The organism is Mangrovibacillus cuniculi (genome assembly GCF_015482585.1).
Lineage (GTDB): Bacteria > Bacillota > Bacilli > Bacillales > R1DC41 > Mangrovibacillus > Mangrovibacillus cuniculi.
In genome coordinates, this window is the sequence record NZ_CP049742.1 from 304,934 (window position 1) to 320,944 (window position 16,011).

The 16,011-nt window shown below is 37.7% G+C and carries 15 protein-coding genes and 1 pseudogene; 11 read left to right on the forward strand and 5 right to left on the reverse strand.

Going from position 1 to position 16,011, the window contains the following annotated elements:
* Positions 1-14: 14 nt before the first annotated feature.
* Entirely contained in the window at positions 15-1,571 is a 1,557-nt protein-coding gene (locus G8O30_RS01465; RefSeq protein ID WP_239673247.1) for an ABC-F family ATP-binding cassette domain-containing protein, read from the reverse strand.
* A 271-nt stretch (positions 1,572-1,842) separates the two neighbouring features.
* On the opposite strand from G8O30_RS01465, the gene G8O30_RS01470 reads away from it, so the two are divergent.
* On the forward strand, positions 1,843-2,526 hold the full coding sequence (locus G8O30_RS01470) for an NAD(P)H-binding protein (RefSeq protein WP_239673248.1): 684 nt from the start codon (positions 1,843-1,845) through the stop codon (positions 2,524-2,526).
* Positions 2,527-2,575: 49 nt separating this feature from the next.
* On the opposite strand, the gene G8O30_RS01475 is transcribed toward G8O30_RS01470, so the two are convergent.
* On the reverse strand, positions 2,576-3,313 hold the full coding sequence (locus tag G8O30_RS01475; protein WP_239673249.1) for a tryptophan-rich sensory protein: 738 nt from the start codon (positions 3,311-3,313) through the stop codon (positions 2,576-2,578).
* Positions 3,314-3,459: 146 nt separating this feature from the next.
* Between G8O30_RS01475 and G8O30_RS01480 the strand changes: the two genes are divergently transcribed.
* The 8 genes and pseudogenes from G8O30_RS01480 to G8O30_RS01515 all read left to right on the forward strand — a co-directional run bounded on the left by G8O30_RS01480 (position 3,460) and on the right by G8O30_RS01515 (position 9,749).
* Positions 3,460-4,773: an oligosaccharide flippase family protein gene (locus G8O30_RS01480; RefSeq protein WP_239673250.1), complete on the forward strand. Its 1,314-nt coding sequence runs from the start codon at positions 3,460-3,462 to the stop codon at positions 4,771-4,773.
* A gap of 448 nt (positions 4,774-5,221) precedes the next feature.
* A complete protein-coding gene (locus G8O30_RS01485) occupies positions 5,222-5,536 on the forward strand; it encodes a hypothetical protein (RefSeq protein ID WP_239673251.1) in 315 nt (104 codons plus the stop codon).
* A 170-nt stretch (positions 5,537-5,706) separates the two neighbouring features.
* Positions 5,707-6,048 (forward strand): lmo0954 family membrane protein, encoded by a 342-nt coding sequence (locus tag G8O30_RS01490; protein ID WP_239673252.1) that lies wholly within the window; start codon positions 5,707-5,709, stop codon positions 6,046-6,048.
* 9 nt (positions 6,049-6,057) lie between these two features.
* Positions 6,058-6,681, forward strand: coding sequence for a PspA/IM30 family protein (locus G8O30_RS01495; protein WP_239673253.1), 624 nt, complete (start codon positions 6,058-6,060; stop codon positions 6,679-6,681).
* A 145-nt stretch (positions 6,682-6,826) separates the two neighbouring features.
* Positions 6,827-7,516, forward strand: coding sequence for a cell wall-active antibiotics response protein LiaF (liaF, locus tag G8O30_RS01500; protein WP_239673254.1), 690 nt, complete (start codon positions 6,827-6,829; stop codon positions 7,514-7,516).
* Complete coding sequence (locus G8O30_RS01505) at positions 7,513-8,550, forward strand: sensor histidine kinase (RefSeq protein ID WP_239673255.1); 1,038 nt, start codon at positions 7,513-7,515, stop codon at positions 8,548-8,550. The genes liaF and G8O30_RS01505 overlap by 4 nt, the downstream gene beginning before the upstream one ends.
* Positions 8,547-9,191 carry a response regulator transcription factor gene (locus tag G8O30_RS01510; protein ID WP_239673256.1) on the forward strand — a complete coding sequence of 215 codons (645 nt, stop codon included), beginning with the start codon at positions 8,547-8,549 and terminating at the stop codon, positions 9,189-9,191. Before G8O30_RS01505 ends, G8O30_RS01510 begins: the two co-directional genes overlap by 4 nt.
* 49 nt (positions 9,192-9,240) lie before the next feature.
* Positions 9,241-9,749 (forward strand): annotated as a pseudogene (locus G8O30_RS01515) (flavin reductase family protein).
* Positions 9,750-9,808: 59 nt separating this feature from the next.
* On the opposite strand, the gene G8O30_RS01520 reads toward G8O30_RS01515, so the two are convergent.
* Entirely contained in the window at positions 9,809-10,261 is a 453-nt protein-coding gene (locus G8O30_RS01520) for a DUF2269 family protein (protein WP_239673257.1), read from the reverse strand.
* A gap of 229 nt (positions 10,262-10,490) precedes the next feature.
* Here G8O30_RS01520 and G8O30_RS01525 point away from each other — a divergent pair, with 229 nt between their 5' ends.
* Positions 10,491-14,009: a CheR family methyltransferase gene (locus tag G8O30_RS01525; protein WP_239673258.1), complete on the forward strand. Its 3,519-nt coding sequence runs from the start codon at positions 10,491-10,493 to the stop codon at positions 14,007-14,009.
* Here the strand turns inward: G8O30_RS01525 and G8O30_RS01530 are convergent.
* Together G8O30_RS01530 and G8O30_RS01535 are read right to left on the reverse strand one after the other, a co-directional pair.
* A complete protein-coding gene (locus G8O30_RS01530) occupies positions 14,006-14,632 on the reverse strand; it encodes a hypothetical protein (RefSeq protein ID WP_239673259.1) in 627 nt (208 codons plus the stop codon). The genes G8O30_RS01525 and G8O30_RS01530 overlap by 4 nt on opposite strands.
* Positions 14,629-15,294: a cobalamin B12-binding domain-containing protein gene (locus G8O30_RS01535; protein ID WP_239673260.1), complete on the reverse strand. Its 666-nt coding sequence runs from the start codon at positions 15,292-15,294 to the stop codon at positions 14,629-14,631. Before G8O30_RS01535 ends, G8O30_RS01530 begins: the two co-directional genes overlap by 4 nt.
* 185 nt (positions 15,295-15,479) lie before the next feature.
* Between G8O30_RS01535 and G8O30_RS01540 the strand changes: the two genes are divergently transcribed.
* On the forward strand, positions 15,480-16,001 hold the full coding sequence (locus tag G8O30_RS01540) for an NfeD family protein (RefSeq protein ID WP_239673261.1): 522 nt from the start codon (positions 15,480-15,482) through the stop codon (positions 15,999-16,001).
* Positions 16,002-16,011: the final 10 nt, after the last annotated feature.

Consider the following 16,011-nt stretch of genomic DNA (forward strand, 5'->3'; position numbering starts at 1 on the left):
TTTGTTAAAAGAAATTATAAAACCTTCGTCGTCCAGTTTTCTCCGTTCCAAACATCCGTTACTACGTCTTGATAAAATTCAGGTTCATGGCAGATGATTAGGATAGAGCCTTTGTACGCCTTAAGTGCACGTTTTAACTCATCTTTTGCTTCCACATCTAAGTGGTTTGTCGGCTCATCGAGTACTAATAAATTCGTCTCACTATTAATTAGCTGACAAAGTCGAACTTTTGCTTTTTCTCCACCACTTAAGACAGTAACTTTACTCTCAATGTGTTTCGTCATCAATCCACATTTTGCAAGAGCAGCACGCACTTCGTATTGCGTCATGTGAGGGAACGTATCCCATACTTCTTCAATACACGTGTTGTGATTTTCTCGTTTAGGTTCCTGTTCAAAATACCCTGTCTCTAAGTAATCTCCTAACTCTACTTGACCTTCAAGAGAACGGATCTCGCCCAAAATACTTTTTAGGAGCGTTGTTTTACCAATACCATTAGCACCAACCAAGGCAACCTTCTGACCACGTTCCATCTTCAAATTTAAAGGTCTTGATAAAGGAGTATCATATCCAATGACAAGATCCTTTGTTTCAAATATAGTTCGACCAGAAGTACGAGCTTCTCTAAATTGGAACTCTGGCTTCGGTTTCTCCGCTGCAAGTTCAATCATGTCCATCTTATCTAGTTTCTTTTGACGAGACATTGCCATGTTACGTGTAGAAACACGGGCTTTGTTACGAGCAACAAAATCTTTTAGCTCTGCCACTTCTTTTTGTTGGCGCTTATAAGCAGATTCTAATTGCTGTTTTTTCATTTCATATACTTGACGGAACTCATCGTAATCGCCAACATATCGAGTTAACTGTTGATTTTCTACATGATAGATCAAGTTAATTACGCTATTTAAGAAGGGAATATCATGTGAGATAAGAATAAAGGCATTCTCATACTCTTGCAGATATCGCTTTAACCACTCAATATGTTGTTCATCTAAGTAGTTTGTTGGCTCATCTAGAAGAAGAATTTCAGGCTTTTCTAGTAAAAGCTTTGCCAATAGGACCTTGGTACGTTGACCACCACTCAAATCGTGAACATCTTTATCTAGCCCAACTTCATCAAGCCCTAGACCACGAGCGATTTCTTCTACTTTTGCGTCAATTGTATAGAAATCGTTGTTTGTCAGCATATCTTGAATCGTTCCTGTTTCTTCAAGAAGAGCTTCTAACTCTTCCGGGTCTACTTCTCCCATTTTTGCAAACAGGTCATTCATTTTCTGTTCAAGGTCAAACAAATAAGAGAATGCAGTCTTTAATACATCTCGGATACTCATACCTTGCTTCAGCTGAGCATGCTGATCTAAGTAACCTACTCGAACATTTTTACTCCATTCGACTTTTCCTTCGTCAGGTTGAAGTTTTCCTGTAATTATATTCATAAAGGTAGACTTTCCTTCACCGTTTGCTCCAATCAAACCGATGTGTTCACCTTTTAATAAACGAAATGTTACGTCTTGGAAAATTGCTCGATCACCGAATCCATGTGAGAGCTTTTGTACATGTAATATACTCATTTATCGACACCTTTTCCTCTATAGAATCCCTTTTATTATAAAGCACTATAGGCTTTAGGAATAGTGGCAACCTTTTCTGTTTTTTAAATTAAGATTTAGAGAGATTTTGTCGGTACGTTCCCTCTTTACACAAAACGTATTCGGTACTATGATGAGCATAGTGTTTTTTTGAAACAAATCATCAAGCTATTCGTATATAAGCTATTCATGTTGATAAGTGCTGGCTTACTAGCGTATGGAAATGGCGCGACCTTGGAAGGAGTTAGTCAAAATGACAAAGAGAGCCTTAATTGTTGGAGGAACTGGATTAGTAGGAAAGTGTGTGGTAAAACACCTATTAACGAACGATCAGTTCTCTCATGTAACTATGCTGACGAGACGAAAAACTACATGGGAGCATTATAAATTAGAAGAAAAAGTCATTGATTTTGATAGTTTAGAAAATGTTTTAGTAGACCTAGATACTACATATGACGTAGTCTATTGTTGTCTTGGAACAACAATGAAGAAAGCTAGGTCCAAAAGAGCATTTTTAAAAGTAGACTTTGACTATCCACTTGCTGTTGCGAAATGGGTGGAAGAAGTAAAAATACCTAAGTTACTCATCATTACAGCAATCGGAGCAAATGCCTCCTCTCCTTTCTTCTACAGCAGGGTAAAAGGAGAATTGGAATTAAAGGTGCGTTCTTTACAAATATCTACTGTGTATTTTATTCGCCCTTCTTTACTTCTAGGTGACCGAAATGAGTTTAGAACTGGTGAGAAGATTGGAGAATGGTTAGGAAAAGTCCTTCAGCCAGTAATGATAGGGAAGTGGAAGAAGTATCGAAGCATTGCTGCAAAAGATGTTGCTAGTGCAATGATTCGTTTAAGTTTGGAAAACGCTCATACAGGTAAACATACGATTGAATCCTCTGCATTACAAGATCTTGCTAATGAGCGAGTATACGCATAAAAACATCCACCACGAGAAGGTATTGTTACTTTCGTGGTGGATGTTTATTTTATATTGGCTTTTTTCTTTGATACGCTAGGTACAATGCTCTCCCTGCTAATAAAATAGCAAGACCAAATGCAACAATTGCAATGGCATTTTCGTCACCCCATGCCTTAAATCCAATTCCTGTAAATGCCCAAGTGAACACTGGTGTATAAGATAAGTCTTTGAAATTTTTATCAATCCATATGGCTAAGACTGTCGCAAGGAATAATAAAGCATTTGTCCAAGTTGCATCACTAAACCCAAAACCATCAAAGCCACGAGTATTTAACCAATAGCTAATATTCACAATGGTGGCAACGGAAATCCATCCCATATGGATAGACCAAGGGAAGCGGTCCCAAAAGCGGAATGGTTTAGATTGGATAGAAACATACATCCAAATTAAACTGCCTAAATAAAAGAGCATGATGAGAACAGATATGCCAACTTGTTGGTAATGCCAAAATGTTAACCAAAGGATATTGGCAGCTGAAATAGCGATGAAAGGTGTAAATGTTCGATCTACTAAGTCCGGCTTCTCCGTTCTTCCGAGTAGTAACAGTATAGACCAGGCAATAGTTATAAGATAGATAAATCCCCAAATACTGAAGACATAACCTGGTGGAGTTATATACATAGGTACTGCATCAGACAATTCTCCAGTTGACTTTCCATTTAAGGGTAAGTAATTCGCTAACCCGTTATATCCAATTACAAGTAGTAACAAAACAAAAATAATCCCTGCTTTTATTTTGTTCATAGATACTCCTCCTTTTTGTTTACACTATTCCACAGCTAAGGTCTTGATAACCACCCTAATGTGCTTGGACATACTTTTTCTTGTACAAGCATACATTCGTAAGAGGCCGTTCGTATAATCGGAATGTAGAAAGGGGTCTTTCTCTTGTGAGTGTATTTGCAAAAGGGTTAATTTGGCTTGTGATTGCCGCATTTTTTGGTGAGAGCATTGAATTTTTTATCAATATGGTGTTAGCTAATCACCTTGGCGAGTCTGGCCTTGGTCATTACATGACTATTATTCCCACTTTATTTCTAATCATGATTTTAGCAAGTTTAGAGTTACCCATTTCGGTATCTAAATTTGTCGCGGAAAAAGATAAAATGTACTATCCTGTGATGCTACGATACGCTTTTCGTCTCATGACAATAGTTTCTTTAGTAGGCATGACAATCATTGTCTTAGCTTATCCTTTTTTTCCTTTCTCCCAGATGGTTGACGCTAGACTCCAATGGTTTCTTATTGCGTTTGTTCCAATCATTGCGTATTCATCTATCGCAAGAGGATACTTTATGGGAACACACCAAATGGGCGCGATTGCCTTCTCTAACTTTCTGAGAAAAGTAGTTCAACTAATTTTGTTATTTATGATCTTTACACAATTAAATATGACGGAACCACTTGCGATCTTGGTAGCCATAGGCATGTTGATTAGCTCCGAGCTAATTGTTTGTCTTTATTTAATGATGGCTTTCCACAGAAACTGGCATAAGAGGAAGCCGGAAGAGGACGAGTGGTTAGATAAAGTGAGGATTCGTCGAGCATTAATGGGCATCTCTATTCCAACAACTGGCTTAAGATTATTCCATGCCATGACGCATGCTGTACAACCGTTTTTTATAAAAATGACACTAATCCTCTCTGGTGTTGCAGCAGTGACAGCTAATGAGCAGTTTGGTTTAGTAGCTGGTGTAGCGCTAACCATTGGTTTTTTTCCAGCATTTATTTCACACTCTTTATTGATGGTGCTAATACCTTTGGTGTCCGAAGCTCAAGCAAACGGTGACACAGATAAATTGAAGCGTTTGGTGAAAAAATCATTAATTGTTACAGCTTCTTACGCAGGGCCATCCGTTATAATATGCTTGCTTTTTGCGGACCCTTTAACGGCGTTGTTTGTGAAAAACGGAATTGCAGCGCATTACTTAGTGCTATTGTGGCCGTACTTTGTAACACACTTTTTTGTCATACCATTACAGGCTTTTCTCATTGGGCTTGGATATGTAAAAGCAACATTTTGGCAAACAGTCTGGGTGACCATCGTACAATTTAGTTGCATTTGGGGACTGGGATTTGTAATGGGATTAGGAATGGACGGTGTTTTACTTGCGTTAAATATTAGTGGTGTATTATTGCTAGCGTTGCATACTATATCCTTAATTCCAATTTTAAACAAGAAAGAGAGAACGATTTTAACATAACTCTTTTTACTAGGTTGGTAGCTAGAGTGGGGTGCAAAAGCGCTTAAGCCGCAGTGGGGGAGCGAGTAAAGCAGGTACAAAAGCGCTTAAGCCGCAGTGGGAGAGCGAGGAAAGCAGGTACAAAAGCGCTTAAGCCGCAGTGGGAGAGCGAGTAAAGTGGGTACAAAAGCGCTTAAGCCGCAGTGGGGGAGCGAGGAAAGCAGGTACAAAAGCGCTTAAGCCGCAGTGGGAGAGCGAGGAAAGCAGGTACAAAAGCGCTTAAGCCGCAGTGGGAAAGCGAGGAAAGCAGGTACAAAAGCGCTTAAGCCGCAGTGGGAGAGCGAGGAAAGCAGGTACAAAAGCGCTTAAGCCGCGGTGGGAGAGCGAGGAAAGCAGGTACAAAAGCGCTTAAGCCGCAGTGGGAAAGCGACGAAAGTAGGTACAAAAGCGCTTAAGCCGCCATGCGAGAGTGAGAGAACAGGCGACAAAGCGCTTAAGCCGCCATGCGAGAGTGGGAGAACAGGCGACAAAAGGCATAAGTCGCCATGCGAGAGTGAGAGAACAGGCGACAAAAGGCATAAGTCGCCATGCGAGAGTGAGAGAACAGGCGACAAAAGGCATAAGTCGCCATGCGAGAGCGAGAGAACAGGCGACAAAAGGCATAAGTCGCCATGCGAGAGCAGGAGAACAGGCGACAAAGTACATAAGTCGCCATTCCAATGATAGGAAAGATGCGACAAAGCCCATAAGTCACCACAAAACCATCAAAGCAGGATTAGCGTAAGCAATACCTATACGCTAATCCTTTTTTTGTTACGAAACTAATCAGAATTAACAATAATGCTAAAAAACCTACCTTCCATACGTCTTAAGTCCCATACGAAGTTCCATCTGCAGCTCGTTATAGGAAAAACAAGAAACAGATAAACTTACATCAAGAAAGGAGGCGGTAACGTGAAAAAACTTGGCTTAGGCATAATTGCTGTAATAGCAGCGGGGATTATTTTTATCAACATCCCTTCTCTACTATTTTTAATTGTTACAGTTGGAGTCGCGTACTGGTCTTTTAAAAAGTATATGGAGTCCACAGGTGGTTTCAGTAAAGTAGCATGGTTTGCTATTGGATTAGGTTTTGCTTTTTTAGCAATCACCAATGTTCCAGCTTTAATCGGTTTAGTTGGTGTTTGGATGATTTGGTTAGTAGTAAAAAAGTGGAACAAGCAAGAGAATGCAACAATCGAGGGAGATCCGTTCAAGCACTTTGAAGATGAATGGTCAAAATTACAAACGAAATGAGGAAAATGGATGTCTACTTTTATGCAACGATTAACAAACACAGTAATGGCAGATTTACATGCGGTATTAGATAAAAAGGAAGAGAAGAATCCAATCGCCACTTTAAACCACGCATTCCGACAAGCTGAAAAAGAGACAGAAAAAGTAGGAGAGTTAGTTAACCGTCAATACCGTCTGGTAGATGAGTGGGAGACAAAACTTGATCAATCAAAAAAGCAGTTAGCCAAGCGTGAAAATCAATTAGTATTAGCGAATCACCATCAAGAAAAAGAGCTGATTACCTTTGCAGAAAAAGAAGTCGCTCGGTTTACTACATTAATAGAGGACTTGTCCCAAACACTGCAAGAAGCTAAAACGGAAGTAACTCGTCTAGAAATGAAATATACAGAAATGAAAAATAAGCTAGAAGACATGAGAATTAGGCAATTAAAAGTGATGCAGCAAGAAAATGTTGTTCGTGCAACCGAAAAAGCTAACCATTTAGTGGATGCAAGTAAGTACGAGGGAACATTAGAATCAAAGGTATCCCAAGTAGAGAAGTACATGAAAAGAATGGAAGAGAAATTGACGAGACAGCAAAGGTTTGACAGTATTGATCAACGTTTTGAAGAGTTAGAAAAGAAAAACAGCTAATATTTGTACAAAAAGCTGCCTTTGTATTGGCAGCTTTTTGTACAAATAAATTAATCGGAAGAGTCGATGGTCAACACTTTTCAACTACTAATAGAAAGGGTAAAATTTATAGGTAGCATAGAAGGACAATTGGGAGGTGGAAGACTTGAAATGGAAAGAAAAAGGGATTTTGCAGCGCTTGATGATTGTGGCAGTAATTTTATTTTCTATTGAACTATTATTTATAAGAACAGGATTCCTCGTCCCAATTGGCTTTGCTTCCTTATGTATGTATTTTGGATGGAAGAAAAGAAAGAAAATTATTTGGAAACTAGTTGGTTGGCTAGGAGTCATCATCTTAATCGCTCTAGCTTTTGAACTAATCACCATTAGACTATTATTCTTTGTTTTACTAATTTGGGGAGTAGTTCAGTTGTCTAACCGAAAAACAAGTGCATACAATGTCCTAAAGCAAGACACCGCTTCACCCATTCAAAATCTGGTTATTGGGCACCAAACTACCCCAACTTCCCCCTACGTGTGGAAGGATATATCTTTTAATCAACTTATTGGAGATTCACAAATTGACTTAACTGGTACAGTCTTACCTGAGAGAGAATGTTTCATTGTGGCACAACAAGCTATCGGAGAATTGACAGTAGTGATGCCATATAATGTGGAGTTTTCTGTGAAACATACTTCCCTGTTTGGAGAAACGAAAATAGTCGAATCGTCCACTAATTCAAATTGGAAACAAAATATCTATTATGAAACAGTCGGATTCCAATCATCTACCTCAAGAGTCAGAATAATCACGACTGGATTCTTTAGTAGAGTAAAGGTGATTAGAGGATGATGATGTCTAAGAGATGGTTTTTGTTTGTGATCATAAATGTCATAGTGGTGTCGTTTTTTTCCTTAACCATGGTTGGGGTTTATTTTCCACCAATTGCATGGGATTTGTGGTGGGAGGAAGAGATATTTGATCTTCCGTGGATTGTAGTATTTCTCTCTTTCCCAATCTTCTTTACCATGGCAATGGGTAGTATTTTTCTTTACCTAGATTTTAAAAGACAGCGTACTTTGGCCGTTTGGTTAATGGAAATTAAAGATCGAGGAATGCCTACTGCCAGCACTACAGAGGAAGTAGCAAGGAACATGTCATCAAGCTCTACTTTGTTAAAAGAAGTATCTTCTTCTTTACAGGGAGAAAGATTAGAACAGCAAAGAAAAGTAAATGAGCAATCAGAAACGATGGAAAGAGAAATCCAAACAGTAGTAGAAAATGAAAGAAATCGTCTTGCGAGAGAACTGCATGATTCTGTAAGTCAGCAACTTTTTGGAGCATCTATGTTGTTATCTACTTTACAAGAAACGAGTAAGGATACTCCTCTGGCTTCTTTAATTACAAAGACACAGGGAATTGTTCATCAATCTCAACTAGAAATGAGGGCCTTACTTCTTCACTTAAGGCCTGTGCCTTTAAAAGACAAAACCTTGCAAGAAGGAATGTATGGATTAATGCACGAACTGGAGGCTCAAACTTCTTTTGAGTTTGTTGCGACTTTAGAAGATTTTACATGTGAAAAAGGTGTAGAAGATCACATTTTTCGTATTTTCCAAGAAGCTATTTCGAACATTATCCGCCACGCGAATGCTACGAAAGTAGAAGTTCAATTACTTCAACGAAATCATCAGTTGTTATTATTTATTAAAGATAACGGTAAAGGATTTGAAATGGTAGATAACAAATTATCTTCTTACGGACTTTCAACGATGAAAGAAAGGGCGGAAGAAATCGGTGGCTTCTGTAAAGTAGTTAGCGTGATAGGAGAAGGGACACAGGTTTCTGTAACTGTACCTTTAGAAGAAAGAGAGGGAGACCAATGATTAGAATATTGATTGTGGATGACCATGAGATGGTACGACTGGGTGTAGGAACCTATTTGCGATTACAACAGGATATGGAAGTAGTGGCAGAAGGGACAAATGGTGTAGAAGCAATTGAACTTGCCCTTCTCCATAAGCCAGATGTTATCTTAATGGATTTAGTTATGGACGAAATGGATGGAATCGCAGCAACTAAAGAGCTAATTTCAAAATGGCCCGAAGTGAAGATCATGATAATGACAAGCTTTTTAGATGATGAAAAAGTATACCCTGCACTTGAAGCGGGTGCAACAAGTTATCTACTGAAAACCTCAACGGCTGCTCAAATAGCTGAGGCAATCAGAAAGACGGTTCAAGGGGAATCGGTATTAGAGCCCGAAGTTACACAAAAGATGATGAAACGGATGAGAGGTGGCCAAACGCAAGATCTACATGATGAATTAACGCAGAGAGAGATGGAGATTCTCCAGTTGATGACAAAAGGAAAATCGAATCAAGAGATCGCAGATGAATGTTTCATTACGTTAAAAACAGTAAAAACACATGTCAGTAATATATTGAGTAAGTTAAGAGTACAAGATCGAACACAAGCAGTCATTTATGCTTTTCAGCACGGTATAGTCACGAAAGAAGGGGGTTAAAAACATGTTAACGAAGCAGGACAGAACCGTCATGCATAGTTATCCAGGAATGGTTGCAATTGTATCCGTTCGATCTAGGGGGAAAGAAAACGCTATGGCAGCAGGTTGGCACTCGTATATTTCTTATGAGCCACCGATTTATGGGGTGGCGATAGGGAGAGAAAGGTTTACGTATAACCTGTTGAAAGAAGGGGGGAGTTTACCATCTCGTTTTTGCCTTTCGAGCTTGCAGAAAAAATTCAACAATTAGGAACGTTATCAGGAGAAGAGGTAGATAAATTTAGAGCACTTGGTTTATCCACTTTTGAAGCAACTTGTGTAAATGCTCCGATTTTAAAAGATGCCTATGTCGCTTATGAGTGTAAAGTAAGAGACGTGCAAACATATGGAGATCACGATTGGTTTGTCGGGGATATGGTAGCTTTTTATCGCAACGAAGAATTTTTCTTAGAAAATGGTCTGCCTGACTTGGATAAACTACAAATACCTCTTTACTTAGGTAGGTCTCTATACGGAAAGTTTGATGCAGATGTTAAAATAATAGATACATATAAATGATAAAAAGACGAGACAGGTAGGCGAACTACTTATCTCGTCTTTTTTGTATGAATTCAGAATTAAAAAGGCTTAATAGACATTAGAATAATGAGCACAATAGCAGCAGTATGCATCGTCCAGTTCAGTGGTTGCGTGCTTTTTAAAATGGATAGATAGTTCTCCGATAATTCTTCCCTATCTTCTTTTGCTAATTCCTCTCTAAGTGCAGCGATTTTCTTTGGCAAAATTCCTGCAACGATAGGCTGGACAGCGATATAAATAATAATAGAAGCGATATACCAAACCTGTGTAAATAAATGAGTATGTAAAACTCCTAAAAGTAAACCTGTAGCAAGTAACGCTAAGCTCCCAAACTTCGCCATTTTCTCTAAATAGTCTAACAGATCAATAGACCATAAAGCTTTGGCACGTGTAGTTGCTTTGTTTAAAATGGTGGGCATGGCAAAGCTACTTCCAATCCCTACAACAGCCGCTATTACGTGAAGTAAAACGATGAATCCGTAAAAAGTCATGTATCTTTCCTCCTGGATAAGTATTTTCCTATTATACATATTTTTAGTAACTTTTGGTTATGTATATAAAATTATTACTCTCTCAAGAATATTTATATAGTTGTGGTGCCAGAAGTAGATGGAAGGAGTTTTGTAATTTTATAACGAGTTACCGTGTGAAAGCATACAACATTTGGTACAATAGAAGAATACTAGAACGAAGACCCAAAAATAATATCGGAGGGATTCGATGAAAGAACCTCAGGAAGTACATATTGTGGGTATTGGTGCCTCAGCAGGAGGACTCGAATCCATAGAAACGTTTCTTTCTGCAACGTCAGAAGAGAAGACGTCTTTTGCCTATGTAATTGTTCAACACCTTTCGCCTAATTATAAGAGTTTTTTACCACAACTCCTATCTAAGGAAACAACGTTACCCGTAAAAGTGTTAAAAGATGGAGAACGAATTAAAAAAAATCACGTCTATATTTGCCCTCCTAATTACTATGTAAAAATGGCGAATAAAAACGAAATTACATTATCGAAATATGACGAGAATCAAAAAATACACCTACCAATTAACACATTTTTTATTTCATTAGCTAAATATGTAAAAGAAAAAGCTGTTGGTGTTGTGTTATCAGGAAAAGGTTCAGATGGAACAATTGGACTAAAGCATATAAAAGAAGCAGGAGGTCTTTGCCTAGCACAAGATAACACGGCGAAATTCCTAGATATGCCTCAAAATGCTCAAAGCACAGGGTCTGTTGATTTTGTCTTACCGCCCAAAAAAATGGTCAAGCAAATCCATAAGTTTTTCGATTATCGAAATTACGAGTTTTCCGAAATCACACTTCGAGAAATTTACCAACTTTTGTATAAACAAACTAATATTGATTTTTCACACTATAAATCAAACAGTATGTCCCGAAGAATGGAACGTCGTATGAATTTAGCACAAGAAACATTCCATTCAGCAGAAGAATACAAACGTACTTTACTAGAGAAACCCGAAGAGTTAAAGAAATTACAAGAGGACCTACTAATTGGTGTAACTCATTTCTTTCGTGATGATGAAGCTTTCCTCCATTTAAGACACGAAATAGTTCCAAAGATTATAGAAAATGCTATGGCTAATCAAGAGAAGATGATTCGCGTTTGGTCTGCGGGATGCTCTACTGGACAAGAAGCATATTCTATCGCCATGGTATTTAAGGAAGTTTTAGAAGAAAAAGATATTGATATGAATGTGCAGATATTTGCTACAGATGTAAATAAAGAATCAATAAAGGTTGCGAGCCAAGGGATCTATCGTCAAAGTATTGTTACTGGTTTCCCATCTAGTTATATTACGAAGTATTTACGTAAAGTAGAAGAAGGGTATCAAGTTTCAAAAGTCATAAGAAGAATGGTTGTGTTTGCGCCTCATAATTTGGCGAAAGACTCACCCTTTGTGAATTTAGACTTTATTATATGCCGCAATGTAATGATTTACTTCCAAACCGAATTACAGCAAAAAATACTAAGTTTATTTCATTTTGCGCTGAAAAATAATGGTTTTTTGTTCTTAGGCCCAAGCGAAACAATTGGAAAAATGGGTACCTTCTTTGAACCGGTTTCTCTTAAATGGAAAACGTTTAAGAATCAAGTTACATTTGATCAGTTATCTTCTAGAAGTTTTCAGTCTGTTCCAACCAATGTAGCAGAAGAGACTGCAGTCACAAGAGCTTATGATTCCTATAGACCTTTAACGTCCCATAAATCAATGGATCAATTACACTTAGCACTAATTGATTCCTCGATCGAGCCGTGTGTAGTGATTGACGAAAAAGAAGACGTAATATTTTCGTCCACGGGAGCACAGAAGTTTTTATCCTTCCCAAGTGGTCGTGCGCATTATAATATTCATCAGATTGTTTCCACTAATCTTTCTGTTGCAATTGGCTCTGCCATTAAGAAAGTAATTAAAACGACTCATGCCATCACGTACAAAAATATTCACACAGAGAATGGCCCAGTTTCAATTAGAGTCGTGCCTCTTCAACAAAGAGGAAGTATGATTACGCATTTCGGTATCTTCTTTGAACAGGTAAAAGCCCTGGAAGATTCAACCTTGTTTATGGATGCTTACACATTTGAGCCTGAAGTTGTTATTAGCCAACGTATTTTTGACTTAGAAGACGAGCTTAACGAAACAAAGCAAAAATTACAAAATACTATTGAAGAGTTAGAAACTTCTAATGAAGAATTACAGGCTACGAATGAAGAGTTAATAGCTGCAAACGAGGAACTACAGTCGACAAACGAAGAAATGCAATCAGTAAATGAAGAGTTAATGAATGTAAATGTTTCGTATGAAATGAAAATTAATGAGTTAACTGGTATGAATAACGACATGGATAACCTGTTAATCAGTACTAATATTGCTACCATCTTTTTAAATAGAGAATGGGAAGTAAAGTTATTTACACCAGAGTCGACAAGGATATTTAAACTTATTGAACAAGATATCGGTAGAAGTATATATGACATTAAGAATGACTTAGATTATGAAGAACTTCAACGCGACTTAGAAGATACTTTATATGATGAAAAAGTTAATGAGCGAATTTGTAAGACAAGATTTGGTGACTGGTATCAAATTAAGATGATGCCTTACAGAACAGGGGAAAACAAAATTGATGGGGTCGTCTTAACGTTTACTGATATTACACAATTAAAAAGTATGAATAACGAGTTAAGTGTAAGTATGCAAGCACTGGAGAATGCTCCTTCAAACATTGTCCTAACAGACTTTATGGGAAGAATAGAATATATAAACGAAAAATTCACCTATTTAGTCGATCAACCTAAAGAAGTGATATTAGGGAAGAAGCTAAAAGAGGTTTACCAAGACTTTATTCAAGTACAACAATTTGATGATGTTTGGCGAAAAGCAAGGGCAGGAGAAAAGATTACAACTGAATGGATTTACAAGAAGGAGAATAATCAAGAGTTCTGGGAGCGTGTAACGTTTATCCCTGTAGAAAATAGTGAGGGAGACGTTGCAGAAATATTGCGAATTGGTGAAGAGATAACCGAATATAAACAATCGGAGAAACGACTAATTCAATCAGAGATGTTGTCTGCAGTTGGACAACTTGCTGCTGGTATTGCTCACGAAATCAGAAATCCACTTACTTCACTTAGAGGTTTCTTACAGTTAATGCAACAATCTAAAACGTATAATGAGTCCTATGCAGATGTTATGATGTCAGAATTTATCCGATTAGAATCTATTATTACAGAACTAATGGTGTTAGGGAAACCAAGGAGTTCTGACAAGAAAATGGTGTCCATACATAAACTACTTAATGAAGTGTGTTTAGTCTTAGACTCTCAAGCTTTAATGTCCAACAGTACAATAGAGAGAGCCTTCGTTGATGAAGATGTATTTGTGCTGGGAATTGATCATGAGTTAAAGCAAGTCTTTATAAACTTGATTAAAAACGCTATTGAAGCAATGGGAAGTAAAGGTGGAGTCATGACTGTATCAACCAATAGTTTAGAAGATTATATAGAAATAGTGGTCCAGGATAATGGGGTAGGGATGCCACCTGAGTTAATTGAAAGATTAGGAGAACCATTCTTAACAACAAAAGAAAAAGGAACAGGTTTAGGGTTAATGATGACAAAAAACCTGATCCATTATCATGAAGGATCACTTGTCTTCGTGAGCGAAGAAGGTAAGGGAACAACCGCGACAATAACATTACCTGTAAGCTATTAAGAGATATCTGGTAAGTTCAACAATGTTTGATAATAGGTAACGATGGACCTGATTTCATGTAATTCTTGCGTAATGAGGTCCACTGTTTCCCATTTCCCTAATTCAATCATATCTGGACGGATAGTGGATAATAAATCTTCCATACGTTGAAGCTTTTCAATGGCTAGATCAATTCTTTTTTCTTCTACTAATAGAGAAGAAATATCAATTGTTGATAAGAATGGCTCCAACATGGAAATCCATTGTTTCCTTTCAGATGTTTTTATTTTTTCATAATTCGAATCCACTAGTTGCTGACGTAAATCATGCATTTGGAATCGAATTTTTTTTATATCATCTTGTGATTCCGTAAAGACAATATAATGCTTTTTTTCATGTACACTGTATGAATAATTAATCTTATAAAGGCAAGGTACAAGTTCGTCCCCTTTTGTTAAATGAATTTCACCAGAGCGCGGCTTCCTATCAGTTGTATAGGATCTCCATTTTGTATAACTATCTGGATCAATGATGTCTTCTAAATGCATACATGGTAAGGAGTCTTTTGCTTTATTTGACATAAAGGAGATCGTTAAGTCTTCTTCTAAGACAAATAAAATTACAGGGATGTTAGCAGGATTCATCTTAGTGTGACCTCCTTTTGGAAAGAGGTATCTTGCATGTTCTTATGCGTTAACCAGTGTTGAAGATCGTAAAGAGATGTAATTCTTTCTACGTTCCTAGGCAACATCATTTTTTCTTTTAAGGCTACAATTCGACCGCCGACAAATATAGAAGGACGATGGGACAGGGATGCTAATTCTGATGTACATTCTTCTACATTTTTAATGAGGCCTCGCATGGATACAGATATACCAATTAACTGTGGCTTCCATTTTTTCGCAAAATGCACAGCGTATTTTGTAGGCAAATTAGGTCCAAGAAATTTCACTTCCCAGCCTGATAAAGAGAGGATGGAGGCAGTCATTTTTAGACCAAGATAATGTTCTTCCCCCTCTACACAGAATAACATAGCAGTTCTCTCTATCTTCGTTTGGGAATCCTCAGCTTTTTGCAAGAAAGAAAGAATATAGTCTACAGTCATTGTGGCTAAGTGTTCGTCGGCAACAGTAACTTCATCACTTTCCCATTTATCGCCTACTGTGTACAAAGCTGGTTTTAATAACTCTTCGAATATAGTTAAATTACTCCAGCCAAGCTTTCGGCATTCCTCTACAATACTTATTAATTTACTAGTGTTTCCTTCAAGCATTGTATCCGTAGCATGTGTAATCATCGATTGCATAGAAATCCCTCCCTTCTACTAGTTTTATAGCTTATCTTTAACCGTAACACTTTTTGCTGATAATAGCCAATTCCATGTTTTACTTCTGTAAAATGGATAAGGAAAAATAAAATATTTTTGAAACTTTTTTCCTTATCCACCGTATTTAGATAAGGAAAGCAACAAACACGGAAGGAGGCGTAGAGATGTTGGAAGGGATAGCTTTGCAAGATTGGTATTTATACATTCTGATTGCTATGACTGGCGTCACGGTATTGTACTTATTTTTTGGTGATGTAGCAGAAGGAGCATTCGCTGGAATTGATTGGCTGAATCCAGTTCTCATTTTTTCTTTTATTACATTCACAGCAGGATCAGCTTATATAGGAGAGTTGTTGACATCGTTCTCTTCCATACTAATTTTAATTGGAAGTGCATTAGCTTCAATAGGAATCACTACGTTGCTTAACATCTTTGTCTTGATTCCTCTATCATCAGCAGAAGAATCTCTTGTGTACACAGAAGAATCATTAAAAGGAAGAATAGCGAAAGTAATCATATCAATTCCCAAAGATGGATATGGTGAAATTGTGCTAGAGGGCAATGGCGGAACAATTTCCAAATCTGCTCAAGGGTATGAGAATGAAGATATTCCGGAAGGCTCTCACGTTCTCGTAATTGACGTGGAACATGGTGTTGCAGTGGTAATGCCTTATAAACCAATTTAAAGGAGGAAAA

What these genes read in the sequence shown, in the direction of transcription:
- G8O30_RS01465 (WP_239673247.1), bottom strand. Translation starts at nt 1,571, where the DNA reads ATGAGTATATTACATGTACAAAAGCTCTCACATGGATTCGGTGATCGA.
- G8O30_RS01470 (WP_239673248.1), top strand. Translation starts at nt 1,843, where the DNA reads ATGACAAAGAGAGCCTTAATTGTTGGAGGAACTGGATTAGTAGGAAAG.
- G8O30_RS01475 (WP_239673249.1), bottom strand. Translation starts at nt 3,313, where the DNA reads ATGAACAAAATAAAAGCAGGGATTATTTTTGTTTTGTTACTACTTGTA.
- G8O30_RS01495 (WP_239673253.1), top strand. Translation starts at nt 6,058, where the DNA reads ATGTCTACTTTTATGCAACGATTAACAAACACAGTAATGGCAGATTTA.
- G8O30_RS01505 (WP_239673255.1), top strand. Translation starts at nt 7,513, where the DNA reads ATGATGATGTCTAAGAGATGGTTTTTGTTTGTGATCATAAATGTCATA.
- G8O30_RS01510 (WP_239673256.1), top strand. Translation starts at nt 8,547, where the DNA reads ATGATTAGAATATTGATTGTGGATGACCATGAGATGGTACGACTGGGT.
- G8O30_RS01520 (WP_239673257.1), bottom strand. Translation starts at nt 10,261, where the DNA reads ATGACTTTTTACGGATTCATCGTTTTACTTCACGTAATAGCGGCTGTT.
- G8O30_RS01525 (WP_239673258.1), top strand. Translation starts at nt 10,491, where the DNA reads ATGAAAGAACCTCAGGAAGTACATATTGTGGGTATTGGTGCCTCAGCA.
- G8O30_RS01530 (WP_239673259.1), bottom strand. Translation starts at nt 14,632, where the DNA reads ATGAATCCTGCTAACATCCCTGTAATTTTATTTGTCTTAGAAGAAGAC.
- G8O30_RS01535 (WP_239673260.1), bottom strand. Translation starts at nt 15,294, where the DNA reads ATGCAATCGATGATTACACATGCTACGGATACAATGCTTGAAGGAAAC.
- G8O30_RS01540 (WP_239673261.1), top strand. Translation starts at nt 15,480, where the DNA reads ATGTTGGAAGGGATAGCTTTGCAAGATTGGTATTTATACATTCTGATT.